The organism is Chryseobacterium sp. KMC2, from assembly GCF_016756935.1.
GTDB classification, from domain to species: Bacteria; Bacteroidota; Bacteroidia; order Flavobacteriales; family Weeksellaceae; genus Chryseobacterium; species Chryseobacterium rhizosphaerae.
In genome coordinates this window covers 1-25,382 of record NZ_JAESIT010000012.1, presented here as the reverse complement: position 1 = coordinate 25,382, position 25,382 = coordinate 1, and the positions used below count along the sequence as shown (strand labels likewise).

29 protein-coding genes are annotated in these 25,382 nt (G+C 35.6%); 17 read left to right on the top strand and 12 right to left on the bottom strand.

Features of this window, described 5'->3' with window-relative positions; translation table 11 throughout:
- The first annotated feature begins 3 nt into the window (after positions 1-3).
- From JML65_RS14885 to JML65_RS14830, 12 genes are all read left to right on the top strand, one after another.
- A complete protein-coding gene (locus tag JML65_RS14885; protein WP_202271289.1) occupies positions 4-831 on the top strand; it encodes a hypothetical protein in 828 nt (275 codons plus the stop codon).
- A gap of 10 nt (positions 832-841) precedes the next feature.
- Positions 842-1,606, top strand: coding sequence for a hypothetical protein (locus JML65_RS14880; RefSeq protein WP_202271288.1), 765 nt, complete (start codon positions 842-844; stop codon positions 1,604-1,606).
- Positions 1,607-1,642: 36 nt separating this feature from the next.
- Entirely contained in the window at positions 1,643-2,161 is a 519-nt protein-coding gene (locus tag JML65_RS14875) for a DinB family protein (RefSeq protein ID WP_202271287.1), read from the top strand.
- Between the two features lie 66 nt (positions 2,162-2,227).
- Positions 2,228-3,418 (top strand): helix-turn-helix transcriptional regulator, encoded by a 1,191-nt coding sequence (locus JML65_RS14870; protein ID WP_202271286.1) that lies wholly within the window; start codon positions 2,228-2,230, stop codon positions 3,416-3,418.
- 244 nt (positions 3,419-3,662) lie between these two features.
- Positions 3,663-4,184 (top strand): hypothetical protein, encoded by a 522-nt coding sequence (locus tag JML65_RS14865; protein WP_237390894.1) that lies wholly within the window; start codon positions 3,663-3,665, stop codon positions 4,182-4,184.
- A 15-nt stretch (positions 4,185-4,199) separates the two neighbouring features.
- Positions 4,200-5,858 (top strand): hypothetical protein, encoded by a 1,659-nt coding sequence (locus tag JML65_RS14860; RefSeq protein WP_202271285.1) that lies wholly within the window; start codon positions 4,200-4,202, stop codon positions 5,856-5,858.
- Between the two features lie 242 nt (positions 5,859-6,100).
- A complete protein-coding gene (locus tag JML65_RS14855) occupies positions 6,101-6,937 on the top strand; it encodes a helix-turn-helix domain-containing protein (protein WP_202271284.1) in 837 nt (278 codons plus the stop codon).
- Between the two features lie 86 nt (positions 6,938-7,023).
- Positions 7,024-7,572, top strand: a complete 549-nt coding sequence (locus JML65_RS14850; protein WP_202271283.1) for a YbhB/YbcL family Raf kinase inhibitor-like protein — start codon at positions 7,024-7,026, stop codon at positions 7,570-7,572.
- Between the two features lie 700 nt (positions 7,573-8,272).
- A complete protein-coding gene (locus JML65_RS14845) occupies positions 8,273-8,653 on the top strand; it encodes a hypothetical protein (protein ID WP_202271282.1) in 381 nt (126 codons plus the stop codon).
- Positions 8,581-9,717, top strand: coding sequence for a tail fiber domain-containing protein (locus JML65_RS14840; protein WP_202271281.1), 1,137 nt, complete (start codon positions 8,581-8,583; stop codon positions 9,715-9,717). The genes JML65_RS14845 and JML65_RS14840 overlap by 73 nt, the downstream gene beginning before the upstream one ends.
- 70 nt (positions 9,718-9,787) lie before the next feature.
- A complete protein-coding gene (locus tag JML65_RS14835; protein ID WP_202271280.1) occupies positions 9,788-11,233 on the top strand; it encodes a hypothetical protein in 1,446 nt (481 codons plus the stop codon).
- Between the two features lie 429 nt (positions 11,234-11,662).
- On the top strand, positions 11,663-12,022 hold the full coding sequence (locus JML65_RS14830) for a VOC family protein (protein WP_202271279.1): 360 nt from the start codon (positions 11,663-11,665) through the stop codon (positions 12,020-12,022).
- A gap of 202 nt (positions 12,023-12,224) precedes the next feature.
- On the opposite strand, the gene JML65_RS14825 is transcribed toward JML65_RS14830, so the two are convergent.
- On the bottom strand, positions 12,225-12,389 hold the full coding sequence (locus JML65_RS14825; protein ID WP_202271278.1) for a hypothetical protein: 165 nt from the start codon (positions 12,387-12,389) through the stop codon (positions 12,225-12,227).
- Between the two features lie 137 nt (positions 12,390-12,526).
- Between JML65_RS14825 and JML65_RS14820 the strand changes: the two genes are divergently transcribed.
- Entirely contained in the window at positions 12,527-13,135 is a 609-nt protein-coding gene (locus JML65_RS14820; RefSeq protein WP_202271277.1) for an alpha-ketoglutarate-dependent dioxygenase AlkB family protein, read from the top strand.
- A gap of 23 nt (positions 13,136-13,158) precedes the next feature.
- Here the strand turns inward: JML65_RS14820 and JML65_RS14815 are convergent, their stop codons facing one another.
- Positions 13,159-13,563 (bottom strand): hypothetical protein, encoded by a 405-nt coding sequence (locus JML65_RS14815; RefSeq protein WP_202271276.1) that lies wholly within the window; start codon positions 13,561-13,563, stop codon positions 13,159-13,161.
- Between the two features lie 13 nt (positions 13,564-13,576).
- Here JML65_RS14815 and JML65_RS14810 point away from each other — a divergent pair, with 13 nt between their 5' ends.
- The 3 genes from JML65_RS14810 (at position 13,577) to JML65_RS14800 (ending at position 17,519) form a co-directional block, all read left to right on the top strand.
- A complete protein-coding gene (locus tag JML65_RS14810; RefSeq protein ID WP_002980966.1) occupies positions 13,577-13,858 on the top strand; it encodes a helix-turn-helix domain-containing protein in 282 nt (93 codons plus the stop codon).
- A 98-nt stretch (positions 13,859-13,956) separates the two neighbouring features.
- Complete coding sequence (locus JML65_RS14805) at positions 13,957-15,411, top strand: DUF3945 domain-containing protein (protein ID WP_202271275.1); 1,455 nt, start codon at positions 13,957-13,959, stop codon at positions 15,409-15,411.
- A 20-nt stretch (positions 15,412-15,431) separates the two neighbouring features.
- Positions 15,432-17,519: a type IA DNA topoisomerase gene (locus JML65_RS14800; RefSeq protein ID WP_202271274.1), complete on the top strand. Its 2,088-nt coding sequence runs from the start codon at positions 15,432-15,434 to the stop codon at positions 17,517-17,519.
- 68 nt (positions 17,520-17,587) lie between these two features.
- On the opposite strand, the gene JML65_RS14795 is transcribed toward JML65_RS14800, so the two are convergent.
- The 5 genes from JML65_RS14795 to JML65_RS14775 form a co-directional block, all read right to left on the bottom strand.
- On the bottom strand, positions 17,588-17,728 hold the full coding sequence (locus JML65_RS14795) for a hypothetical protein (protein WP_165690254.1): 141 nt from the start codon (positions 17,726-17,728) through the stop codon (positions 17,588-17,590).
- A 160-nt stretch (positions 17,729-17,888) separates the two neighbouring features.
- Complete coding sequence (locus JML65_RS14790; protein WP_202271273.1) at positions 17,889-18,296, bottom strand: hypothetical protein; 408 nt, start codon at positions 18,294-18,296, stop codon at positions 17,889-17,891.
- A gap of 310 nt (positions 18,297-18,606) precedes the next feature.
- Positions 18,607-19,374 carry a hypothetical protein gene (locus JML65_RS14785; RefSeq protein WP_202271272.1) on the bottom strand — a complete coding sequence of 256 codons (768 nt, stop codon included), beginning with the start codon at positions 19,372-19,374 and terminating at the stop codon, positions 18,607-18,609.
- A 2-nt stretch (positions 19,375-19,376) separates the two neighbouring features.
- Complete coding sequence (locus JML65_RS14780; protein WP_202271271.1) at positions 19,377-20,291, bottom strand: hypothetical protein; 915 nt, start codon at positions 20,289-20,291, stop codon at positions 19,377-19,379.
- Complete coding sequence (locus tag JML65_RS14775) at positions 20,272-20,505, bottom strand: helix-turn-helix domain-containing protein (RefSeq protein WP_202271270.1); 234 nt, start codon at positions 20,503-20,505, stop codon at positions 20,272-20,274. The genes JML65_RS14780 and JML65_RS14775 overlap by 20 nt, the downstream gene beginning before the upstream one ends.
- 160 nt (positions 20,506-20,665) lie before the next feature.
- On the opposite strand from JML65_RS14775, the gene JML65_RS14770 reads away from it, so the two are divergent.
- Positions 20,666-21,214 (top strand): hypothetical protein, encoded by a 549-nt coding sequence (locus tag JML65_RS14770; protein WP_202271269.1) that lies wholly within the window; start codon positions 20,666-20,668, stop codon positions 21,212-21,214.
- A gap of 10 nt (positions 21,215-21,224) precedes the next feature.
- Here the strand turns inward: JML65_RS14770 and JML65_RS14765 are convergent, their stop codons facing one another.
- From JML65_RS14765 to JML65_RS14745, 5 genes are read right to left on the bottom strand one after another with little or no spacing between them, the layout of a single operon-like run.
- Positions 21,225-22,529, bottom strand: coding sequence for a restriction endonuclease PLD domain-containing protein (locus JML65_RS14765; RefSeq protein WP_202271268.1), 1,305 nt, complete (start codon positions 22,527-22,529; stop codon positions 21,225-21,227).
- A gap of 1 nt (position 22,530) precedes the next feature.
- Positions 22,531-23,760 (bottom strand): DNA (cytosine-5-)-methyltransferase, encoded by a 1,230-nt coding sequence (dcm, locus tag JML65_RS14760; protein ID WP_237390893.1) that lies wholly within the window; start codon positions 23,758-23,760, stop codon positions 22,531-22,533.
- Between the two features lie 51 nt (positions 23,761-23,811).
- Positions 23,812-24,204, bottom strand: coding sequence for a hypothetical protein (locus tag JML65_RS14755; protein WP_202271267.1), 393 nt, complete (start codon positions 24,202-24,204; stop codon positions 23,812-23,814).
- Between the two features lie 4 nt (positions 24,205-24,208).
- Positions 24,209-24,637 carry a very short patch repair endonuclease gene (locus JML65_RS14750; RefSeq protein WP_202271266.1) on the bottom strand — a complete coding sequence of 143 codons (429 nt, stop codon included), beginning with the start codon at positions 24,635-24,637 and terminating at the stop codon, positions 24,209-24,211.
- Positions 24,638-24,673: 36 nt separating this feature from the next.
- The gene (locus JML65_RS14745) at positions 24,674-25,360 is read right to left on the bottom strand and encodes a hypothetical protein (RefSeq protein ID WP_202271265.1); all 687 of its coding nucleotides are present in this window, start codon (positions 25,358-25,360) and stop codon (positions 24,674-24,676) included.
- Positions 25,361-25,382 lie beyond the last annotated feature (22 nt).

Below are 25,382 nucleotides of genomic sequence, written 5' to 3'. Positions count from 1 at the left end.
ACTATGATGAATATAATGAATGTAAGTACTTTTTCGGTCTTTTTACTTGTACAGTTAGGTCTTTCATCTTCTCTTTCGGGGCAGGTGGGTATTAATACCAATAAACCGAAATCAATGTTGGATGTAAATGGAGATATGGTAATCAGGGATAAGATATATGTGGGAGGAACAGATGCTGTAAAAGGAAATCCGGGAGTTCCGAAACAGGTGTTTACCTCACAGGGTGATCATCATCCACCCGTATGGAAAACACCCAACATTCCCGAAGTAAAAGATTTTAATTATTACCTGATCTACAATAACGTTTTTGAAGATGAAACAGGAGTTTTACTTTGGCAGAAGACATCATCTTTATTGCCTGAAGATTATCTTATGACCAATTTGCCGGCAGGGTACTGGAAATCTATCGCCGGGTTAAGCGGAAAAGTATTCAAAGTAAGCAGTACTCAGAACAAAGCTTATTTTACCTTCGAAACAGTGGCCCATCTCCGTGCTGATGAAGATGGGGTATTTCCTGCAACTGATTTTGCATGCGGTATATTTGTGGATAAGAAGCTTAAAGGAATAAGGACTGCAACGGTAAGACAGGTAAAATTAACATTTCCTTTTACAACTGTTACAATGCTTATTGTTACCGAAGGCCTTGCAAAGGGTAATCATGTTGTAGATGTTTTGTGTTCGCGTTCTAGGGACTTTAATAATGCAGGCTTTTATGATCTTGCCATTGGAAGAACTGTAGATAACATCAATCTTAATGATTTTATGGCCAGATCAACATTGAAAGTTGAAGTATTTGAAATACCGGAAGAATTTGAAATAGTAACCCCTTAAGTCTTATATTATGAAAAAACACATTTTCCTGTCTTTAATTTTATGTCCTATTGCTTTTTCAGCCCAATTCGGTATCAATACAAGATCTCCTTTAACAACTATGGATATAAATGGGGATACAAATGTCAAAAATAAATTATATCTTGCTCCTGCCGGAATACCTGTTATTGGGGACGTCAACAGCCTTATTACATCTAATGGGGAGCATCAAAAACCAGAGTGGACAAAACTCATGATTCCAGCCGGATACAGAGGAATGTTGAATCTTACCTATGTTAATCAGAAATCTGACGAGAATGGTCTTTACATAGAAAAAACAGGATTTGGAACTTATACTAAAGATATTCCTCTTAGTAGCAACTGGAGCCAGATTCCGGGACTGGAAATGAATTTTAATATTTCTAATCCAGAAAACCGGGTCTACACTAATTTTCAGACAGCTGTACAAATGAACCTGGTAGGATATCCGGCAGGAAACAGCAGTTTTGCCTGTGGCGTATTTGTTAACCAAAAACTTAAAGGGGTACGGGTTGATTTGCTTCAGGGACCTGACAAAGCGTATAAAATTTTTACGATAAATGCTATGTTAAGTAATTTGCCTACCGGTGTTTATAATGTGAAGGTAGCCTGTAGGGCAAGGGAGATAACCAGTAATAATGTTCATGTTGCTGGAAAAATTGCATTTGGAAGGCCTGTCAGTTCGTCTGATGTTCAATTGAATGGAGAGATGGCAAAGTCAACGTTAAACCTGTCTGTGCTGGAAGTATTACAGTAATCTATCTTATTTTTAAACCCTTTCAAAAATACTTGAATGAAAAGAACAGAGCTTGTCGCTACTCCTGATTATTTTGACAGATATATCAATTTAGTTGAGGATATTGATCTATTTGATGCATTTGATGATAGCATTCATCAGATAGATATGCTGAATGTTGATGTACTGAAGAAAATAGGATTAAAAACTTACCTGCCTGACAAATGGACTATACCTGAAATCCTTCAACATATAGCAGATGTAGAAAGACTATTAGTTTCCGGTACACTAAGATTTGTAAGAGGGGAGGAGAACTACATTATTTCTTTTGATGAAATAGCCATGGCCAGACATTCCAGGGCCAATACCAGAGACGTTTCCCGGATTCTGAACGAGTTGAAATCTGTAAGATTTTCTACAATTGAGTTATATAAAACCTTTGATGATATAGACTTTCAAAAGTCCGGAATCAATTGGAAGCACCGTATATCTGCTGACGCTATGGGATTTAATATAATAGGGCATCAGATTCATCACCTGAAATTTATAGAAGATCATTATTATCAGTTCGCATAAAATTTACGATAATAATTTAAACAGGATCAAATACAATGAAGTTTAATGATGATAATGTAATTAGAAATGGAACTGCTTGAATATATTTATCTTTCTCTTCCTATGGTATCATCTCTTACCTGCGGAATACTGTTTGTTGTTGCCTATGTGCAGCAGCTTACTAAAGCAGAACAGCAAGCAAAAAAACTGTTGGGAATGTACTTTGCTTGTATGGTTATTTACTGGTTGGTTGTTCAGATGTACCCTGTATATAATTCAGTTTTAATATACTTTATTCCGTTGATCTGTTTTGTATTACATGTAATGCAAGTGGTGTTTTATCATTTTATATATCTGCTTACTCCTTTGCAGAAGGCGAATGAGCCTTATGCAAAATTGCATTACATTATACCCCTGGGTCTACTTGCGGTTTCAACTGCTTTTATGGTTATCTTCACTGGTGTTCAGCATTTGCAAAATAATGTTATTTCAGCCGTTTATGCACCTTATATTTTCTTTTCAACTATTTTTTTTATACTGTGTTATACGGTTCTGGAATGTAGTAGAATTATTCGGTATAAAAAAAGAATAGTAACGGATTATGGTACTGAGAAATGGAAGAATATGCGATGGCTGAAATGGATCACTGGTCTGAAAATCCTGTTTATTATTGTATTCGCTTTCAATCGTATGAAGCGGGATGAAGCATTCTTTCTTCTGGCACTGTTGATATGTCTGCAGCATTTAATTATTGTATACAATGTACTAATGAGGAACTATACCATATTGTCTTTCTATCATAATCAGACCATCATGATCACCCGGGGACAGGTGATCTCTTTATCAGCTCGTTCTGAAGATACATCTGGAGGAAAGGTGAAAACTATTATCAGCGGGGAAGAACTGGAATCTTATTATAGAAAAAATAAGCCGTATCTGAATTCGACACTTAAAATTAATGATGTGGCTGACCATTTTAAGATCAACAGGACCTATATGTCCGGATTTATTAACAAAACATTTGGAGTCAATTTCTCACAATACAACAACCTCTGGCGCCTGAAAGAAATGGAGTCTCTTCAGCAATGCCATAAACATAAAGATAAAAATCAGGCTGATCTTGCCCTAATGGCCGGGTTCAACACCCCCCGATCCTATTGGAGGGCAAAAAAATTGCTCAGGAAAGAAATGAATATAAAAACTATGAATATTATACTTAAGACTTTGCTGATTTGCTCTTTCTTCTTAATAACTATAGTAAGTCCTGTAAAGATTTAATTTATATTAAACCAATGTGTTGTAAAAAATATAAATTACAATTGCTGATTTGTCAGTTGTACTTTTTACGTTTTTTTCATCCTTCGATATCTAGACGGGTACTTTTGCCGTCATAAAATCTGGTAACTAGACTATTTATTCTGGTAGATGCGCAATTGTGCAGAGATATAACTCCTGATCGTTTTTGATGAATAAGAAGTATATCCTTATTACTGGTTTTTATTATTATTTGAAAAGTAAAATTATGATCAGCAAAATGTTAAGTGCTCATTTTGCAGGAATATTCCTGCCTCTGAGTTTGTTTGTTTTTATGCCTTGCAATGGGCAGATTGGTATTGGAAAGACATCGGTGGATGGAGACGGGATACTGGATTTTGGCGATTCTCCAAAAGGAATTGTACTGCCTTTATTACCTGATCTTCCTGCTAGCCCATCTCCCGGAACTTTCGTGGTTGACAACAGTGATCTGAAGGTAAAGGTATTTAGTAATGGAAACTGGATTTCTTTAACAGATGTCCCTGGAAATTCAGATAGACGTATGATAAATCCATCTGCTGAAACCGGTCGGGGAGTCATCATTGGGGCTCCTGATTCTCCTGCGAAAGGAGTATTGGTCCTGGAGTCTGAAAATAAAGCACTTATCCTGCCTAAAGTTGCCAATCCCCATCTGAATATTCCCAATCCTGTTATCGGGACTCTATGTTATGATACAGTAAGCAAAACCCTGGCAGTATTTGATGGTAATCAATGGCATTACTGGAAATAGCAAATAAATAATAGTATGAAAAAAATTGAAAAGAAATTACTGGCAATGGTAATGCTGATTATCATGTTACCTTTTACCGCCATGAAGGCGCAGCAGTGTAACGAAGTGGTTCCCACGTTAAATCTTTCTATGAGCAATGAATTTTCACATTGTCCCGGGCTCAATACAAGCATTAATACTAAAGTTATTTCAGGAGATATTCCTCAAGGAGCTGAGGTAAGATGGTATGATAATCCTAATGCTTCCGGGAGTATGGTAAATGGTGGAAATATTACTCAGACAGGTACTTATTATGCCTTTTATTACCATACGACGACCAGCTGTTACAGTCTGCCTTCAGATCCGGTTTCCGTCATATTACTTTCGGATACTCCGGTTTATCTTAATAATAAAGCCCGGTATTTTGGTTTCGGTCAAACGTTTAACCTGATAGCGTTGGAAGATACTTCGCGTCTACCTGTTGGGGTAAGTGTTTCTGTAAAGTGGTATTCAGATGCTTCAGGTACAGTTCCTGTTCCTAATCCTGCGCTCGTAAATTTTACCGGACCCTCCAGCCCCGGGCTGCCTCCGACTACTAAAACTTTTTACACCAGATATGAGCAAAATTTTAACGGGCATATCTGTAATGGGCCCCTGCAGGCCGTGGAAATAAAAAAGATTGCTCCTTTCCCACAGGTAAGACTGTATACTGATGCAGAATTTGATGATCCTGCTGTAACAGGGGGTATGGGATACAGAATTTCAATATGTGAGCCAATTGATCTGACTTTGTTAGAAGTTCCGTCTGCTTCTGGTATGGTAACCCCGGGAACAGTGGTAAAATGGTATTCGGTGGGTAGTGTTAATACGGATTTACAGATTAATGCTAATGTTGTAGATCCTTCTTATTGGACTAATTTATTGGAAGTTCCAAATCCACATGCTTCAGGGGGAGGTACGGTTTCTCCCCGTTATTATGATCCGGCAATCGATTATTATGGTCCCAAGGGATACCATGATGCAAATAAAGCATATCATCAACTTTCTGGAACTTATAGAAAGTATGCATCACCACGGTTGAATATTTCTACTAATAATATGCCTCCAACACCATGTACAAATCTTCATAATGGTGGAGAGCCGTTTGTCCTTACGCCTCAACTAACTGTTTGTCCGGGAGAAAAAGCTGACCTTACAGTTCCTGGTATTATTGAACCCTGGACTTCTGGCGGGGTCAATATAAATCCTCCAAACCTATATTGGTATACCAACGATCATCATGGAGGAGATCCTGTTGCTGATCCGTCAGCAGTAGAGGCAGGTACTTACTATCCTTTTTACTATTATTCAGAGCTTAAAATTTTTCGGCCAATAAGGTCAACTTCTACAGTAACTGTGGTCGAAAAACTTAACTGTAATGAATGTACCAAGCCAGGTAATACTTCAGTTCCCGCAGATATCTCTCTGATAGGCATTTCATCATTAGAAAATCAGGCTGACGGCTGGCCACAGCATTACAGTGCTTTCATTGTTCTGGACTCCAAAACGAAAGGATTTGTAATAACAAGAATTGCAGGTACTTCACAGATTACAAATCCTGTTGAGGGAATGCTGATCTATGATACCGTGGAAGGTGATATAAAGCTTTATAATGGAAGTATCTGGAAAAAAATTGAAAAAAGCTGTAATGAATAACCACTTTCATTTCTTACCTTTTCTTAATTTTGAAGAATATGAAGAATTTATGGGAAATAAAGTCTGAAAATGACCTTTTGACTACCTTAAAAACAGTAAAATTGATAAAATAAAATATAAATAACGGATAAATTGCCATTAACAATATTTGTATTTCGATTTTCCCATCAATGCAATGCATAGCCCCAAATGTTGTAAGCAATACTTTCCATAAATGTGGATTCAAACAAAGAAAAAAGTAAATGAAGATCATCACCCTTCCTGACGAACTCAATGTAGACCAATCACAATCCGTTCATATTTTTGATTATCAAAGTTCAAAGGAAATAGCAAAACAACAAATTGTATTAAACCAAAATACATTCAGTTTTCTTACCGAAGGAACTAAAGACGTTATTTTTGACAATTCAGCTCTGTCAATAGATAATTCTAAATTCCTCATCATGAAATCCGGGCATTGCCTTATGACCGAAAGGCTCTCAAACATCCGGAATTATAGAAGTGTGCTTCTGTTTTTTTCAAACGAAACTTTACTGAAATTCATCCGGAAAACTGAACTAAACCAAATCAAACCCACTGAATATAAATCCGTTTACTCGTTTGGCTACGATGAATTTACGCAACGATTTGTAAGCAGTTTGTTGGATATTTCCAAACTTTCAAGAGATACACAAAAGAAAATGCTTGTAGCGAAGCTTGAAGAGATCATACTATATCTTACGGAAATACACGGGACCGAATTTCTTTATTCGCTAATAGAAAACAGTAACGATACTACACAAAAATTTATCCGCACTGTTGAAACCAATCAGTTGAGTAAACTGACATTAAAGGAATTGGCTTTTTTGTGCAATATGAGCATATCCACTTTTAAAAGGGAATTTGAAAAACATTATGCTGAATCACCTATCAAATGGTTTCAGAACAAAAGGCTGGAACATGCTCATTATTTGCTGAAGCAAGAGAAAAAAACTTCAACTGAAATTTATTTTGAAATGGGTTACGAAAGTTTATCTAGTTTTATTCAGGCCTATAAATCAAAATACGGTATTACGCCAAAACAACATCATAAAAATTGAGCTTTTATCAACAGTTTTTGAACATTGTTCTCAATTTATTTGGTATTATCCAGCCTAATTTTGCTTAAAATTTAAATCATTATACAATGAAAAAAGCAAATTTGATTTTAGTGTTGTCTTTAATTTTCTCAACAGCACTTTTCGGACAAAAAACATTTACGTTATTAAGTGAAGATTTGGGTGGAGAAACTACCAAAATACAAGAGTTTAACGGATTTGGTTGCTCGGGAGATAACCAATCACCTCAATTATCATGGAAAAATGTACCCGAGGGAACCAAAAGTTTTGCTGTCACAATGTACGATCCTGACGCACCAACAGGAAGTGGATTCTGGCATTGGGTTATGTTTGATATTCCTGCCAATGTAAACGAACTAGTAACCAATTCAGGGAATGTTAAATTGAATTTAGCTCCAAAAGGTGCTGTCCAGAGTATAACGGACTACGGAATTAAAGGGTTTGGAGGACCTTGCCCGCCTGAAGGACACGGATTTCACCAATACATTATCACTGTTTATGCCCTGAAAACCGATAAATTAGGATTGGATGAAAACAAAAATCCCGCAATTGTTGGTTTTAATCTCTGGAACCAGACGTTAGCCAAAGCGAGTATTGTTGCTTATTACAAACGATAAAACAAAAAATGAAACGGATTGAAATTTAATTCTCAATCCGTTTTTTTTTACTCTAACTGGAATTTGTATGTTATTGACTGTTCTTAAAGGTTTCTAAAATTTACTGCCTCAGATGATCGATATGATAGTAAACTCTTTTACGAAAGTACCCGAAAAAAAGTTGCAATGAATAAATTTAGATACTCATATGGATTAAGAAATTTATACATTATTTTATGAGAATTCTATGGTAAAAAAATGATGAATAAGATTTGTTTTACTATTTTTTATCATAAGAAATATGAGCCTTAACTGTAAATTGTTACGTTGATTTATTGATTTGTTACTGATTTTTTTATTTTGTAATATTAAGAATATCAGTTGTTTGTAAAATTGTAAAAAAAAATTGATGATTTGTCAGTGAGGCTTTTTACTTTTTTTTCTTCATAGCACCAGAGACCTTTTTATTTTTGCCATGTCAATTAATGATCAATTGATAAGAACTGGAGAATCTACTAAAGTTTTTCCAATACATATTAATACACAGTTTCATATGTCTGTTGGAAGGATTGCTTATTTAGAGAAATCTTCTTTTCCTTGTTTAAATAAGTTTAAATCTTAGAACAGCATTTATAAAAATAGGTGCAACATAAAATAATTGGTAGAATGATATAAGGTTTTTCCGGTAGCGAAAAATAGTAAATAATTAAACAAAAATGTAATGAAAAAAATAATGATTACAGGAATACTTTCTGTATTTACTTCAATAAATATTTTTGGTCAGGTAGGAATCAATACCACCCAGCCTCATCCATCAGCAGCTTTAGAGGTTGCGGGAGATCATAAAGGATTTCTCCTTCCACGTGTAACCCTAACAGCCACAACGGATAATACAACGATTGCAGCGCCAGCTACAGGATTGCTTGTTTATAATACCGCTACATCAGGAACAGTTCCTGATGATGTAGTTCCCGGGCAATATTACTATAACGGATCCCAATGGATAAGGTTGTCAGATGCTGCTTCAGGATGGAACGTAACAGGCAATTTCGGTACCACGGCAGGCATAAACTTTATCGTACCACAGACAATACGGATGTAGTTTTTAAAAGAAGAAATATTCATGCAGGACTATTAAGTGATCATCAGACTTACAACACTTCATTTGGAGTGAATTCCTATAAAGGATCTGCCAACGGAATCCAGGGAATTCGTAATACTGCAATTGGCTCTAATAGTCTTCACGGAAGCTCTCTTGGTGTGGTAACCGGATCAGATAATACCGCAGTAGGAGCCAATAGTTTATTGGTAAATGATGCTGAACAGAATGTGGCTGTAGGATCAGATGCCCTGAGAAATAATACCAGTGGTGACAATAATACGGCAATCGGTTTTGCTGCTTTAACTAAAAACACTACCGGACGATATAACATTGCTAACGGATCGTCTGCGCTGAAAGAAAATACGGATGGCTTTTTCAATGTTGCGATTGGTGGCTGGGCATTATCGAGTAATAAAAAAGGAAGTTCTAATACAGCAGTTGGAGGGTCCAGTCTATCTTCTAATGTAACAGGATACTATAATACTGCCATCGGTTATTTAACAATGGAAGCAAATAAATCTGGAAGTTTTAATGTTGCAATTGGATATGATGCACTTTCAAAAAATTCTTTGGGATCAGAGAACATAGCAATTGGTCATGGAGCAGGCACTTTAATAGATAATCTTAAAAATACAATTGCTATTGGTACTATGGCATTTGTGAGTGAATCCAATAGCATACAGTTAGGAAATGCAGACATCACAAAAATAACAGGTCAGGTGCCCTTTACAACCACTTCTGACCGACGATTTAAGGAAAACATTCAGACAATACCGTTAGGACTGGATTTTATAAATCAGCTTCATCCTGTAGAATACATTCGTAAGAATAGCACATTAAAAACAAAAGAATGGGGTGTAATTGCTCAGGAGTTGGAAAAAACGCTTCAAGAAGTTGGGTATGAAGATGCAGGTATCGTACAGGAAGATGGCAGCGCCAATAAAATGCTCTCTGTTCGGTATACAGATTTAATTGCTCCCATGATTAAAGCCATACAGGAATTAACTGAGCAAAATAAGCTGCTAAACAACAGAATCATTCAATTAGAAAGAGGGAGAAAATAATTGTTGATGCAATTAAATTAACGCATCAAAAAGACAGCAAAAAATACTAAAAAATTAAAACAAAATCATAATGCAAAAAATAATAATTACAGGAATACTATCTGTATTTACTTCAATAAATATTTTTGGTCAGGTAGGAATCAATACCACCCAGCCTCATTCATCAGCGGCTTTAGAGGTTGCAGGAGATAATAAAGGATTTCTACCTCCCAGAATTGCCCTGAAGGAGATCAGGGACAGTATAACGATTAAAGATCCGGCAGCCGGACTTTTAATATATAATACAGCTGTAGCAGGTAACAGTACAAATGCTGTTGTACCCGGGTATTATTATTGGAGCGGAAATAACTGGACCTTGTTGTCAGATACCCAAAATACATGGGGAACTTATGGGAACAGTGCGACCAATCCTGGTACCAACTTTATAGGAACTACAGATAATCAGGATCTGATATTCAAAAGAGGAGGTGTTATCGCAGGAAAATTAAGCGGGGTAGGAATTTATAATACCTCTTTTGGAGTAGGATCTTACAAAGGAAATTCAGGATTTGTAGGACGATGGAATACAGCAATAGGATTCGAAAGTCTTAAAGGAGAAAATGAAAATATGGTTGCCCATGACAATACCGCGGTTGGTAGCCATAGTTTGACATCAAATTATGATGGTGAAGGAAATACAGGGATAGGTTATCAGGCATTAATGTTGAATAGAACCGGGAAGTGGAACGTAGGAGTAGGACATCAAAGTTTAGGCAGCAACAGGACAGGTAACTACAATACGGCCCTTGGTAAAGGTGCCTCAGGACATTTAAATGACGGATTTGAAAATACAGCAGTTGGTTTTCTTTCCCTTGGAAACATGTCATCCGGAAGACAGAATGTAACATTGGGTGCTTATTCAGGGCAAAGACTAATGATGGGTGACAACAATATTATGATAGGAAAAAGTGCTGCCCGGAACCAATCCTCCGGATCAAACAATATTGTCATTGGCTCCAATATCGACTTAAAAAATACCTCGGGAAGTAATCAGCTCAATATAGGAAACAGTATTTACGGTAGTAATGTGAATGCAGGTGGGAATAGCTATGCCAGTATAGGAATTAATACAGCTTCGCCGGGTAACAATCTGGAAGTGAAAAGTGAACAGCCTGGCAATTCCGGATTGAGACTTACGAATTTGGTTAATACATTTAGACTTGGAACCAACAGTGAGGGAGATATTATTGAAATACAGTCTTCTGTAAAAAAGATCACAGCAAATTATACGATTAACGGAACAGATGAAATTATTTTAGCTGATGCTTCCTTTGCAGACCTTAGTCTTACTTTACCTGCTCCATCCCAAAAAGGGAAAAAAATTATTATTAAGAAAACAGATGGTTCTAGTAATAATATTGTAGTTCAGTCATCGAACCAGATTGATGCACAGTCTGACCTTTCAATCAGCCAGCCGTATTCAGGAGTGATCGTTTTGGACGATGGGACAACTTATTGGGTTATTGGAAGAATTTAGATAGAAGAAAGCAATTTTTTAAATACCAGCCACCTGATTTTTATGAAATTAAAAAAAAACTTTGTGAGTAGACCATCGCCTATTTTGCATAAAATGCTAATAGTTAATTGTACATTAATATCGTCATCATTATAAAATACAGTTCTTTCCATGCCTCTCATATTCTTGATACAGAAGAAATCACTGAGGCAATACGCCATATCCGTGCGGATATAAAAAGTGAATTTAAATTTGTCCACTTTGTGATTATACAGCCAGAATAGATGCCTAAATATGTAAGTAACGTGTAGACAAAATTGTTTTAATTCTTGCATGGTAGTGAGCTTCTTCTGTCTGCTGGTTAAACAATCCAGCTGCATATATTAGAAAAGTGTTAATTTTTTTTAATCGAATGAGTGTTCGATAATATATAACCTTTAAATTGATATTATGACAATTAATCACTTAAACCTCGTCGTTACTGATGTTAGTAAATCGGTTCTTTTTTTTGAGAAATATTTTGAGTTCACTTGTGAGCTTATAAAAGGAGAGTACATAATTGCTATATTAAGTAATAAAGAAAATTTTACGCTCGTTCTAATGAACAGTAAAAATGAAGATACCACATATCCAAAAGACTTCCATATAGGTTTTATTTTAGATGATCTAAAAGCGGTCGATGATCTGCATCAAAAACTGATTAAAGGTGGCATAGCAATAAGCCAGTCGCCTAGAAAAATCCGGAACAGTTATGCTTTCTACTTCTGGTTCGAAAATATATTTATTGAAGTAGGATACTACCTTTCCTAGATTTGCAGGATTTTAGAAGTTGGGATTGAATATTTTTTAATTATTTCCTTGTATAATCACTTCGGAAGGAAGCACCCTTTCAATTGCGACATAAGCTTTTTCATTACTTCCAAATTACATGAAATATTAATTTCGTTAATAGATAGGTTAAAATAATTTACGCATTCGGGAGCTAAATTCCATGATTAATGAATAGTCATCATCAACAAGCAAAGGTATTGTAAGCAGTGCACCTTCGGGTTTTTGTATTGTGTAACAATCTGAAAATAGAATTGGGACTTGCTCCTTCCCGGAATATGTAATCTCCCGGAGTATAATGTTGTTCTACAGCTCCGATAGAGCGTAGAAGTTCTTCTTTAAAAAACATACTTTTAATTTTTCTGGTTTGTGATAAGAATGGAGGTATCGGTAACAATGTGCTGCGCCTTGCAACAAATGCAAAACCTTTTCCTAATTCCATCAGGAGGGATACCGCTAAGATAAATATTTTAATATAAATGAATCATGACCCAATTGAGCTTATTTGATGCAGAAGAGTTGTATGAGTTTCCAAAAGACCTTTTGGAATACAGAGAAAATTTCCTGAGCAGGGAAGAAGCAGACCTGCTTAAAAACAAATTATTGGAAACCGCTCCATGGGAACAGCGTACACAGAAAATGTATGATAAGATGGTTCTCACCCCACGTTTAACAGCCTGGTATGGTGATACAAAATCCTACGATTCAGCCGACAATAATACGACCAGAAGAAATGAATGGACTCCCGAACTGTATGCTTTGAAAGCAAGAATAGAAAAAGAGTTCGGTTATCAATTCAATGGTGTATTGCTCAACTTTTACCGGGATAACAATGATTCGGTAGCATGGCATCGGGATAAGGAAAGCCGATATGGAAAACGACCTGTCATTGCATCCATCAGCCTTGGACAAACCAGAAACTTTGATTTCAGAAAGAAAGACCATCATCAAAGCAAATACAGTTTACCATTGCCTCATGGTTCCTTACTTATTATGAAAGGAGACCTTCAGGAACATTGGGAACATAGGATTGCCAAATCAACTTTACCGATGAAAGAGCGAATTAATCTGACTTTTCGATTAATAAAGTCCTAAGAATAAACCTGTTCAAGAGTATGTTATAATTTTTGCAAATGCTTTTCGGCACATTCGTGTAAAATCTTGTCAATTTCCGAATCAATCTCAGGGGAGATATCTTGTGTCCTGCCAAATCCGACTCTATCGCTTCCAGACTGTCCGAACGAAATCATATACGCTGTTGAAAGATCTATTTTTTCTTTAGAAAGAAAATCTTTATGTTTTTCATTAAGTTCTGCTATTTTAATTTCAACACAGTCTGAAAATCTTTCAGCACCATTTCCAAAAAGCTGTTCAGTTAAGCCCATAGTCTTTATTATTTTACTATAAATATCGATTTTTTTGATAAAAGATTTACTACTAATAAAATAAATCTTTTCGGTACTACGAAAAAGTAGTGATTTTATATCATTTCTGTTGATCAATTTTACATCACCAATAATCATAAAAATCACAATTATGAATATCGAAAGAACAGAATTTATAGCCTGGATGGAGAGAATCATGGAAAGATTTGACCTACTGAAAGAGCAAATGCTTAAGAACCAATCCAGATTTATAGAAGTAGACGGAGAGCAGCTTCTGGATAACCAGGATGTTTTACAGCTTTTAAAGATAAGTTCCCGATCATTACAACGGTACCGGACTGATAAAAAGCTGCCTTACTATACCATCAGCGGAAAGCTGTACTATAAGCTTTCGGATGTCCATCAATTGATCAGAGAATGTTTAAACTCTTGATAGTAACAAGACATCCACAGCCAAATCATTCATCACCATTCCAATCTTTATCAGTCACTTAATTAAGCCTATACCTTCGTTCCATTAAATAAAACAAAATGGAACAAGAAATAATAAACGCTCAGGAATCCGATGAACTCAAACCATCAGCAGACACACTCCTTGTCCTGAACATTCATACCAATCAGGTTGAGATGGTCAAAGGTGTAGATAAAGAAGGAAACCTTCAAAAAGTTCCTCCACAAGAAAAGGAGGATAGTGACCCGCTGATCAGAGTTGATAAACACGGCGATCTATTCTCCAACTTCTTTTCCAACTTTTATCGGCAGCTTAAAAATCCCACGCATTTCAACTTTTTCAAAGTTTCAGAATATGATGCTGTCAATACCGCCAAGGATCTTCAGAACTATGTTGATCAGGCATCTTCTGAAGAAAAAGAAAAGCTGAAGGACTACGAAGTTTTACCTAAAAATAATAACAATCCAAAAAATCAAAATACAATGGACAACAACACAGACAATCAGGAATATCGTTTTCAGCCTGAACAGATCGACTGGAAAACGATGGAAAAATTCGGACTTAATCAGGAAAAGCTTGAAAAAATGAATGCTATGGATTCATTACTCAGAGGTTTTAAAACCAATACATTAATTCCGATAACCATTAATCTGGGAACGGCAGTGAGCAAAATGGATGTCCGGCTATCCCTTCAAACAGGAGATACAGGACAGGTTGCTGTTCATCTGCATGGAATCCGAAAAGAGCCCACTCTCAATAATAAATTCTTAGGTCATCAGTTCAGTGATGAAGACAAAAAAAACCTTAGAGAAACCGGGAATATGGGCAGGGTAGTAGATCTTGTCAATCCTAAAACAGATGAAATCATTCCATCAGTGATCAGCCGTGATCGTTTAACCAATGAATTGGTTGCCTATAGAGCAGAGTACATGAAAATCCCTGATGAAATCAAAGGAATACAGCTTGATGAACATCAGAAACAAACCCTATTGGAAGGAGCATCATTGTATCTTGAAGGCATGATCTCTAAAAAAGGTGAACTTTTCGATGCCACCGTACAATTCAATGCAGATAAGCGGTATGTGGAATTTCTGTTCAACAATAACCAGGTGACGCAACAAAGTCAACAATATCATCATAGCCAACCGCAAACCCAACATATGGATAAAGAAGTACCTAGAGTATTCAGAGAAAAAGAACTGGACGATTCACAATATGAAAAATTCAAAGCCGGACAAACCGTGTACGTTGATGGCCTTACCGATGCTAAAGGTAAAGCTTATCAAGGTTATATTACTTTCAACAAAGAAACTTCCAAAACCGACTTTTCATTCACCAATCCTAATAAACTTAAAGAGGAGACAAAACCTAGGGAAGATCATAAAACCCAAACTGCGGTTAACACCCAGGGTAACACCAATGAAGCTACTAAAAATGTGAAGGAGCCTTTAGAATCAAAACAGCAGCAGCCTGCCCATAAACAGCAGGAGGATCAGCAAAAAAAGGTTAGAAAACCAAGAGGGCAAAAACTATAATAATTATCTAAATCCATCATATGAAAGCAATCATCGCAGAAAAACCGAGCGTCGCAAGAGAAATCGCACAATTGTTAGGAGCTCATCAAAAGAAAGATGGTTATCTATCCGGTAACGGATATTGTGTCACCTGGGCATTAGGACATCTGATCGCATTAGGAATGCCGGAGGATTATGGTATAAGAGGCTTTAACAAAGTCTCTTTGCCTATCTTTCCGAATCCTTTTATTCTAACTCCCAAAAAACTAAAGAAAATAAAAGGCTATGAGCCTGATCTTTCGGCTTTAAAACAACTTAACACCATAAAGCAAGTCATCAATCAATGCAGCAGTATTATTGTCGCAACAGATGCAGGAAGGGAAGGAGAGCTGATCTTCCGCTATATCTATTACTACCTACAATGCAACAAACCCTTTGAAAGACTCTGGATAAGCTCCCTTACCGAAAAGGCAATACATGAAGGTTTTAAGAATCTTCAGCCAGGCGATACCTTTGAAGGTTTGTATGAAGCTGCTAAAGCCAGAAGTGAAGCGGACTGGCTGGTAGGAATCAATGCTACTCAGGCATTAACCATCGCAGGAAATCAAGATGTTTATTCATTAGGCAGAGTACAAACACCAACTCTTGCTTTAATCTGCCAACGGTTTCTTCAGCATCAAAACTTCACTAAGCAAAAATACTTTCAGATTCAGCTGAGCCATAGAAAAGAATATACAGACTTCACCAGTCTTTCACTATTACAATGGGAAGAAAAAAAGCAGACAGAACAAATCCAAAAATCCATAGAGCGGGAGGGGAGAGCTGTTGTAGAAGATGTATCCATTACAACAGTGAAGGAACAATCTCCGTTACTTTTCGATCTCACAGAATTACAGAAAGAAGGCAACCGAAAATTGGGCCTTTCTGCAGATGAGGTTTTAAAAATTGCCCAAAGCTTGTATGAAAAGAAATTCATTACCTATCCCAGAACCGGCAGCAAGTATATTCCTGAAGATTTATGGACAGAGATTCCTGAACTGGTCAGAATCCTCAATACAAACGATCAATTTAAATCAGCCATATCTACTTTAAAATTCGGAAACTTCAACAAGAGAATCGTTAATGATGTAAAAGTAACGGACCATCACGGTTTACTCATAACAACCAAAACACCTTCCGCACTTAGCGCTACGGAAAAAGCCATTTATGATATGATTGCTTACCGTTTATTAGAATCCTTGTCCCATGCCTGCACCAAACAAGTCAGCCACATCATCATCAAAGTACATCATTATGAATTCCAGATCAAGGGATCAAAAATACTCAACAAAGGCTGGCGAGCCATCAAAAGAATTTTATCTGACAATGAAAATTCCAATAATAAAAATGAAGTCCTTACTGAACTTCCGGAATTCAAAATCGGAGATGAGCTGAAAATATCAAAAACAGAATTATTGGAAAAAGTAACGCAACCTCCCAAACTTTTCACAGAAGCTGACCTTTTATCAGCGATGGAAAATGCTGGTAGATCTATTGAAAACAAAGAAGAACAGAAAGCACTCTCCAATATCGGCATCGGAACCCCAGCCACCAGAGCCTCCATTATCGAAACGCTGCTCAGCAGAAACTATATCATCAGGAAAAGCAAAACGTTGCATCCTACAGATAAAGGCCTACAGGTTTACAACCTTGTCAAAGACAAAAAAATAGCTAATGTCCAAATGACCACAGAATGGGAAATAGCATTGGATAAAATTGAAAAAGGTGAGCTCAATAGAAATCAATTTATCGATGACATCCAACACTACACAGCAGAAATCACCAATGAACTTTTATCAATCCACATTCCCCAGGAAAATATCCCGGAACTCAAATGTCCTAAATGCCAACATCATCATCTTATGATCAAAGATAAAATCGTAAAATGTCACGATGAACAATGCAATTGGATTTTCTTTAGAACTATATGCGGAATACAACTCACTCTCAAAGATCTTATTTTACTACTCACTCAAAATAAAACTTCACTCATCAAAAACATGAAAAGCAAAAGCGGTAAAAAGTTTGATGCTTTCATCATTCTTAAAAATGATTTCAGTACATCATTTGAATTTGGAAATAAGAATTAATTTCAATAAAATAATAATGTAAAGAAGCAGCCAATGAGCTGCTTCTACATTTTACATTTTATCAAAATCTAATCTCCTTTTTCGTGTTCGTGAGGTTTTAGCTTTGGATGCTTTGGTTGATTGGGAGGGTTTACCCTTCTTCTTCTGTCAGGTTCTCCATCTGGTTTTTTAGGCTTGGGTCCTGGCTTGATTGCTTCGATTGTATTCATAGTACAATAAAGATTAATTAATAATTATTTTGATATCAAAACAGATTAATACCAGATCAAAAGTAAATTTTCGGTCATCATTTTCATTACGGAAAGCCGTAACTGTTGGTTTCTGAAAAGTTGGATAACGTATTTTTTAGACAATCAATTTTGATTGCAATTACCTCCTTCTCGGTGCACTCCTTGTATGCGGTCTAACATAGGTTCCATCTTTTCGCGTATAACCTTTAACATGTACTGAACCGCCTGAATTTGATTGAGAACTGTAACCAGAGGATGATCTTACTGATGGAGAAGAGTACGATGAGGTTTTAGAATAGCCACTATAAGCTGAGTAGCTGGGTTTATAAGCCCACCCGGAATAATTTCCCCATTTAAGTTTGCTGTAATTTTTCTTACCAGCTTTTGAAGACAAGAAAACTTCCGTATCTTTAGGAATAATGGTAGCTGATCTACTGCTGTCACTGCTGTAGTAAAGAGGTGTATCTTCCTGAAGTCTAACAGTGTAATAGTTTGTACATGAAATAACGGAGAGAAGTAATACAAGATAAAGTAACGATTTTTTCATTGTAGTTAATTTTATATCTACAAATCTAAATGAACTTTAAAGGAACTAATTACGGTTTTCCGTAGTCTTGTAAATCTTACAATTGCTGTTTTTGTTAAAGCTAGTATTAACTTCTCTTTTCTCTGCGGTTCGGGTTATCTGTGAATTGGTGATTTTATTGTCTATCGTTGAGAGGATGATTCGTCATTTTCTTTTCCCTGAAATTAACCCACCGTATCGACTTTGATATCTGTTCCGCGGGATATATTTATAATGATAGGAATGTTTTTAGGATTTTCCGCAAATACTTGGTGAAATAAGCTTATTATTTTTATATATTAATGATTTTTAATTCTGTTATTAAATTGCTGATGTGATACATATCACCACTCTGAACATAATAGTTTTCCGCATCTATTTTTGTGTAATGATTAAGAATTGAGTTTTGTGGCAGAACACAGCCATCAGCAATTGCTTCAATAATATTTTGTTTTGTACAATAACCAGCAATATCATAACTCCAGGAATTTTCAGAGATTATTTCTTCAATATCAGACTTATTTATAGTATCACTGTAAAGCAATCTTTTAGACTTAAAAAGTTTTTTAATATCTGGATCGATTCTCACTAAAATGAAGTAATCATAAAGAATCGTGGAACCATTATCCAATAGAACATTTGGGAGGTATCTGCCGCTGTAATCCCAGTCCCGCGTTTCAAGCAACAGAAGATTTGACTGTGAAGCAGCTGACTTTACATTAATTTTCATCCCGTTGATCTCTAAGTCCGAATCATCCCATTGTCCTGCTCCTAATATCCGAAAATCTGGCGTCTCTAAATTTAGATTTTGTGATTTGAAATAGTTATACAATGCAACTTCAGCTAATTTTCCCTGAAATGTATTGCAGAATTTTTCTCCTGCTCTTCTGCCATACTGTCCGCCGGTTCTGTTTGCTCTATGATGCCCTTGTCCAAAGCACATATTGTATGCAAAATCAAGCACATTCTGGATGTCCTCATCGGCAATAGGTAAACCATTAAATGGTTTTGGCCTGCTGACATGATACTTATTTGAATTTGATGTTTGATCCAATTTCATATCTAGATTGTTCTAGTGCCTGCCACTTCTGCTATGATATTCCAGTTTTCTTTATACTGCTCCAGAGAAGATAGACTCACGCTGGTTATTTCATCGTCTGAAATAGTCTCAACATAGTTCATAGGAATAATGTAGCATATGCCGACCTGCTTATCAACCGCTGCATAAATATCGCAGTGTTCCGCCGTTATTCTCTGCCCTCGGTTTCGTTCATGCTGATAATCAATTCCCTGTCCTCCTCTGTCTCTGTCTTTAAAACTGATTGTATTTCCTGATGCTCCTTTGATCTGAATTCTTAAAAGAATATTGTTATAATCTATTACTGCATCATATTTGCTGGATCTAACATCAACATTTGAGCAGTTAAAACCTGCAAGTATCGCTCTTGCCAAAAATAGAAACTGAGCACTGTCTCCTGCATTGGCTGTCATTACCCCGCTGTTTATATTTTGAATGTTTGTCGGAAATCCGTTTGAAAAAATAAAATCGTACTGCTTTTCCAGAATTTTCCGAAGGCTTGTAGTTGTATATCTATAGTGATGGGGATTCTGCATATTTTGCCTAATGTAATTTACTGCATTATCAATAAATCCGTGTTTATCTAATTGGCTACTGATACTAGCTTGTAAATTAGCATCATAATAATTTTGGAGATCAGATTTTAAAATGAAATGACGGTTTGCAATATCTGTAATTCTTGCTTTTACAAAGTTAACAGCTGCGAACTCCCGATCTAAAACCTGGATAAATTCAGAATTGTTACACCTTTCTATGAAATAACGCTTCATTATATTTTTAAAATCAGTCTGAGAACCAAACAAAGCAGTCCCATTGCGACCGACATTTGTGATATTAAAATTCGGTGCGTTTACGGCATTCATATTTTCCGTAAGATATTCAATTTGTTCTTCTGTCATCTTCCAATAAATCTATTATGCTCACACCCAGTCCAGATGCAATTTTTTGAATGCTTGTCAGTGTAACGTTTTTTTCAGCTCTTTCGATCATTCCGATATAAGTACGATGAACATCAGAAAGATGAGCCAGCTGTTCCTGTGAAAGCCCTTTTTGAATTCTTAAATTCCTGACAGTACTGCCGAACTTTACTAATATTTCTGATTTCTCTTTCATTTCTGGTTGTTACACGTAAATCTATAGATTGTTCCTATTTTAATCAACATACTATAGTTAGCATATGTTCAGGTCTAACGTGATATAAAAACTTTACCTGCAGATTATATATTAAAATAATAGCCATTTGTAAACAGATTTACTTTACTTTGTACTTATTATGAAAAATTTTATCAGCTATGTTCTGCCGTTCAGAAGTACCTTTCATCAAATTGCTGTCAGCAGAACGGAATTGTCAGTGTTAGAGAAATTAGTGATCAGATATTTAAGCGTAAGGGATTTAAATGAACTTCGGGACAGATTTGAAGGGCAGGCTTTTTTGGATAATTATTTCCAGAAAGCTGTGCCGATGCTAGGACTTCAGAAATATCTGAAAACAGATTTAATAGATTTTGAAAATATTTCACCGGATAAAATCAAGCCGGAGATTAAAATTGATGGAAATACAGTAAATATTATTCAGTTTGAGGATTACCTGCCTCTTATTGACACTGCTGATAATCTTCCGTGTATATTTATTTATTCTACACAGAAACAAATACTTGAGCTGTGTGGTTTTGCTTCAGCCGAAACTGTTAAAAATTATATTTTAGATGTTAAGAGATATGGATTTGGTTCAAAAGAAACAATAAAAGGTTCCTTCTACGGATTTGATAAATTGAAAATGTTTGAAAGTATTGATGATTTGGCTGAACTGCTTAAAAAGTAAATTAAACAAGTTATTCAGCATCGTCATTTTCTAGTACAGGTTCACTTTTCATAAAAGCTTCAAAAGCTCCAACCGGAGCAAAATCAATGTGTATTAATGAATAGTCTTCTTTTTTTCGCCAAAGACGGACTGAGTCCGTACCCTTTTTTTCAAGCCAGTCTTTTGTAACCAGAGTTCTGCTTTTTAAGCCTAAGACATCAACAAGGAGCCACTGCCCTAATGCTGACTGTCCATAGATATTTCCAAACTGGTCGCGCTCCGTTAAGCTTCCTGATTGAAAGTTTTTCAGATTATCACCAGTCAGAAGTGCAGGAATAGTTCTTCCATCGGGAAGGGCTAAGTGAAAACGGGCTTCTGGCCGTAATATTCTGCTGGCTTTTCTTTCTTCTATAACTTTTAAAATATCTGGGCAGAAAAAGTTTCTGAATTTCTGATGAAAATCTATTGGTATCGGTATGTAAATTTCGTTTAAAGGCCTTAAAGTATTAGACCCTTTATTTTTAGGAGCTGCGTTCCATGCGTTCAAGCCTGATTTTTCTTCTACCTCTTTGGTTCTGTAAGAGTAAAGAGGCAGATAGATTTCAATTATGTCCTCCGCTTTCTTATCTTTCTCTGCTGTTTCTGTAAGTTTTAAATAAGCTTGCAACAGAAATGAAAATGGATCTTCAATAATTTTTATATCGAAGCGGTTTAGAAGAAGAGTATTATATTTATCCGAATCAAATCTCTGCCATATTTGAGAGTCACCGAATGTATATTTATATTCTTTCATGCCGTCAGACCAGACTATTCCGCTGTCATTTGAACTGATAGTAGTAATGTTTGAAACATCAATCAGGGGATAAGAACATTCATGTATACTGAAAAGACCTTTATCTCTTGTAACATAGTGATAAATGTTATCTGTCTCCGTAAGCCCGAGTCTTACGTAGTCGCTTGACATTCTTTCGTTTTTTATTTCCGAAATCTTAGAAGCTAGAGAGTGTGCATCTGATTTGTAAAGGTCAATTTCATTCTTGTACTTTTTCAGTTGCATAACTTTCTGGAAAGAAGGCCTGCTTCCCATCCATGTTTTTAAGCCTATCCCAATTCTTTTGTTTCCAAAAACTGATAAAACATCATGAGGAGTATTCCCTATGTCTACGTTTACACTGTCAAATATTTTAGCAAAAACAGTCTCTTGAAATTTAGAATCCAGATGGGGTACAGCATCGCCGTGCTTTTGTCTGAAAAGATTAGACAAAGCTCCATAAACCTGCAGAAACTGTATGTATTCTTTCCGCTGGTCAGTTGCATACTGCTCCCAGACACTCATATTAAAGAACTTTTATAATTTCATGGCTGATTCTTTCAATTAAAGTCGTGGTCACAGAATTTCCTGCCTGCATGTAAAGTTTACTGTCCGCAATTTTAGGAAGAATATATTTATCCATCGGATATCCCTGAAAAGCAAAACATTCTTTCGGAGTCAGTTTTCTGATTCCGAAATCATCCTTGATTAACGGCACGTTATGTCCTCCTGCGCCCATATTCGCTGTAAGAGTAGGGCAGACGTTGCTTTTATTCTCTCTTACATATACTCTTCTCCACTGATAGACAGTATCCTTTTTTGTCATTGTTTTTTCCAGCTCAGGATAGTATTGGTGGGTTTCTTTATAATAGTATTTTTCGTCTTGTTTCCCTTCCTCCAAAAAGTCGTGGATTGTATGAGTAAGCGGAATCTCTTCTGGAAATTTGAAATCAGCGAAATTAGTGACCTGTTCAGAATCAAATGCGACAATGAAAATTCTTTCTCTGTTTTGTGGCACATTTCCGTGAGTCATAGAGTTTAAAACTTTTGCAAAAACTCTGTACCTTAATTTTTCTTCAAGGATTTCACAGATAACTCTAAATGTTTTCCCATTATCATGACCTACCAGATTCTTTACATTTTCAAGGAAAACAACTTTAGGTCTGTGCTTTTCAACAATTTTTTCAATATCAAAAAATAATGTTCCTCTCGTATCTGAAAAGCCTTTTTGATAGCCTGCAATGGAAAAGGCCTGACAGGGAAATCCCGCACATAAAACATCAAAATTTTCGGGAATATAATTTTTAATATTTTCCTGAGATATGTCACCGAAAGGAATTTCTCCGAAATTTTCTTTATAGGTAATCTGTGCATCTTTATTCCACTCGCTGGTATAAATACATCTTCCTCCTACATTCTGCATTGCAATTCTGAAACCTCCGATTCCGGCGAATAAGTCGATGAACTTAAAAGTATAGTTTTTTGGAGTAGTAAATGGAACGTTTTCAACTTCTGCAAGCAGTTTTTTTACAGCTGATTTTACAGTAGTTTTTTCAGCATTTTTTTTTCTGTAGTTTACAAAATTTTCAATTATATTAAGAGCTTTTTTTTCGTAATGCTTAGCTACACCGTTATGGTAATTATGAAGATAATGAGTAAGCACAGCTTTTTCTTCAGAGGCGTTTCCTGCTACTGAAAATTCATAATCTTTATTGTCTAATTCAGCTATTTTTATACTATCTGTATCTAACATCATTCTCCTTAAATTGTGAAGCGCAATTTACAAAAAAAGGCTGAATAGTCAGCCTTAAATTTTCGTTAGAAGAATTTCAAACGGTCCTGTAAATTCAATTTTTAATTTATCACCAGCCTTAATTCCAGCATGTTTGTACCAGGCTCCTAACAGCTTTAAATCGCCATTTCCATGCATGTTTTTTGCGTACATACCTCCTTTTGCTGTATTACCCGACGCTTTAAGATATTGGTCTTTAAAATAACCATCGCTTGTACTAAACTTATAAATGTTAGTCTGCTTCTTATTGTGCAGATTTGTAATTTGCAGTGATAATGCAATCTTTGAAGGAATTGGAAAATATCCTTCGTTATAGACAAGCCCTCTAGTCCTTGTTTTCCTGTAAGTTCCCCAGCCGACATGGGTCTTCTTTAAAGTAACTTCAAATGAGTCTCCTGTTTTTGCCATGATTTTAAATTTTAATGATTTGTAGTTTTTTTATTTTTTGCTCAATTTGGACTGAGTACAGTTCAGTATTTTTCTCAATATCTTTTGCCCAAAATCTCAAAACTGTCCAGCCTTCTTTTTTTAATTCAGCATTTACAATTTGATCTCTGCTGATGTTTTTTTCTATTTTAGGAATCCAATACTCTCGATTGGACTTTATATTTTCCTTTCTTGTTTCCCAGTCTTTACCGTGCCAGAATTCGCCGTCAACAAATATTGCAAGCTTAATTTTTTTGAAAGTTAAGTCGGGTTTTCCAAAGACAGATTTATTGTTTTTGCGATACCTGTATCCTTTGGAAAACAATTGTTTAGCGAGAAGAATTTCTGCCTTGGTAGCAGTTCCTTTGATTGCTATCATGTTTTTTCTTCTCTGTTCTGGTGTTAAATTATCCATTTGAAGCTAATGTTTTATGAAAATTTAAAGTGATTTCTAAATATCACCAGTATATCTTCTGTAACTACTATCAAACATTTTTGAATCTATAATCCTGTCAGCTTTTAATGATTCAATATATAATTTTTTTAAATCTGTTTGTAAGGCAGGATATTCATTAATTAGACTTCCGATTACTATGTAATAGAAGCTATCAAAGAAAAATGTATATTGTTCATCACGATAGATATGACCCATTCGTAAACTTTTTTCTGTCATTTCTTCAAAAAAATTAGTATAATTTCTAAAATATTTATTAAAGATATATTTTAGTTGATCGATATTTGTAATTGAAAGATTAGATTCATATAAATCAGAGAAAAGATTAAACCTAACCTTATAAAATTCTCTTCGAAATCTTTCATTTAAATTATGAACTTCGTCAATTCGAATGTCCGTAACAATTTTCCAATCATTGTATCTATCCAGCTTTAATTTATCCTTGTTTGATGTTTCAGCTGCTTCAAGCCTTTTAATACCAAAGTATGCGATAATTAAAGTTATTGTTGCACCGAATAACGCATTGTAGTCTGCAAAATCTTGCAAATAGAAATTTAATCCTTTAGGAGTGAATGAAAAATCTGATTTAAGTAAATTAATTTGGATTATTACAAATGTTGTTAATGAAAAAAGAACTAATATTATTGCGAAAATTATTATTAAGTAGCTAAATGCTTTATACATGTTGTTATATTATTAAAAGTGT

Coding starts and splice junctions, on each gene's coding strand:
- JML65_RS14885 (WP_202271289.1), top strand. CDS start 4: ATGATGAATATAATGAATGTAAGTACTTTTTCGGTCTTTTTACTTGTA.
- JML65_RS14880 (WP_202271288.1), top strand. CDS start 842: ATGAAAAAACACATTTTCCTGTCTTTAATTTTATGTCCTATTGCTTTT.
- JML65_RS14875 (WP_202271287.1), top strand. CDS start 1,643: ATGAAAAGAACAGAGCTTGTCGCTACTCCTGATTATTTTGACAGATAT.
- JML65_RS14870 (WP_202271286.1), top strand. CDS start 2,228: ATGGAACTGCTTGAATATATTTATCTTTCTCTTCCTATGGTATCATCT.
- JML65_RS14865 (WP_237390894.1), top strand. CDS start 3,663: ATGATCAGCAAAATGTTAAGTGCTCATTTTGCAGGAATATTCCTGCCT.
- JML65_RS14860 (WP_202271285.1), top strand. CDS start 4,200: ATGAAAAAAATTGAAAAGAAATTACTGGCAATGGTAATGCTGATTATC.
- JML65_RS14855 (WP_202271284.1), top strand. CDS start 6,101: ATGAAGATCATCACCCTTCCTGACGAACTCAATGTAGACCAATCACAA.
- JML65_RS14850 (WP_202271283.1), top strand. CDS start 7,024: ATGAAAAAAGCAAATTTGATTTTAGTGTTGTCTTTAATTTTCTCAACA.
- JML65_RS14845 (WP_202271282.1), top strand. CDS start 8,273: ATGAAAAAAATAATGATTACAGGAATACTTTCTGTATTTACTTCAATA.
- JML65_RS14840 (WP_202271281.1), top strand. CDS start 8,581: ATGGAACGTAACAGGCAATTTCGGTACCACGGCAGGCATAAACTTTAT.
- JML65_RS14835 (WP_202271280.1), top strand. CDS start 9,788: ATGCAAAAAATAATAATTACAGGAATACTATCTGTATTTACTTCAATA.
- JML65_RS14830 (WP_202271279.1), top strand. CDS start 11,663: ATGACAATTAATCACTTAAACCTCGTCGTTACTGATGTTAGTAAATCG.
- JML65_RS14825 (WP_202271278.1), bottom strand. CDS start 12,389: ATGTTTTTTAAAGAAGAACTTCTACGCTCTATCGGAGCTGTAGAACAA.
- JML65_RS14820 (WP_202271277.1), top strand. CDS start 12,527: ATGACCCAATTGAGCTTATTTGATGCAGAAGAGTTGTATGAGTTTCCA.
- JML65_RS14815 (WP_202271276.1), bottom strand. CDS start 13,563: ATGATTATTGGTGATGTAAAATTGATCAACAGAAATGATATAAAATCA.
- JML65_RS14810 (WP_002980966.1), top strand. CDS start 13,577: ATGAATATCGAAAGAACAGAATTTATAGCCTGGATGGAGAGAATCATG.
- JML65_RS14805 (WP_202271275.1), top strand. CDS start 13,957: ATGGAACAAGAAATAATAAACGCTCAGGAATCCGATGAACTCAAACCA.
- JML65_RS14800 (WP_202271274.1), top strand. CDS start 15,432: ATGAAAGCAATCATCGCAGAAAAACCGAGCGTCGCAAGAGAAATCGCA.
- JML65_RS14795 (WP_165690254.1), bottom strand. CDS start 17,728: ATGAATACAATCGAAGCAATCAAGCCAGGACCCAAGCCTAAAAAACCA.
- JML65_RS14790 (WP_202271273.1), bottom strand. CDS start 18,296: ATGAAAAAATCGTTACTTTATCTTGTATTACTTCTCTCCGTTATTTCA.
- JML65_RS14785 (WP_202271272.1), bottom strand. CDS start 19,374: ATGAAATTGGATCAAACATCAAATTCAAATAAGTATCATGTCAGCAGG.
- JML65_RS14780 (WP_202271271.1), bottom strand. CDS start 20,291: ATGACAGAAGAACAAATTGAATATCTTACGGAAAATATGAATGCCGTA.
- JML65_RS14775 (WP_202271270.1), bottom strand. CDS start 20,505: ATGAAAGAGAAATCAGAAATATTAGTAAAGTTCGGCAGTACTGTCAGG.
- JML65_RS14770 (WP_202271269.1), top strand. CDS start 20,666: ATGAAAAATTTTATCAGCTATGTTCTGCCGTTCAGAAGTACCTTTCAT.
- JML65_RS14765 (WP_202271268.1), bottom strand. CDS start 22,529: ATGAGTGTCTGGGAGCAGTATGCAACTGACCAGCGGAAAGAATACATA.
- dcm (WP_237390893.1), bottom strand. CDS start 23,760: ATGATGTTAGATACAGATAGTATAAAAATAGCTGAATTAGACAATAAA.
- JML65_RS14755 (WP_202271267.1), bottom strand. CDS start 24,204: ATGGCAAAAACAGGAGACTCATTTGAAGTTACTTTAAAGAAGACCCAT.
- JML65_RS14750 (WP_202271266.1), bottom strand. CDS start 24,637: ATGGATAATTTAACACCAGAACAGAGAAGAAAAAACATGATAGCAATC.
- JML65_RS14745 (WP_202271265.1), bottom strand. CDS start 25,360: ATGTATAAAGCATTTAGCTACTTAATAATAATTTTCGCAATAATATTA.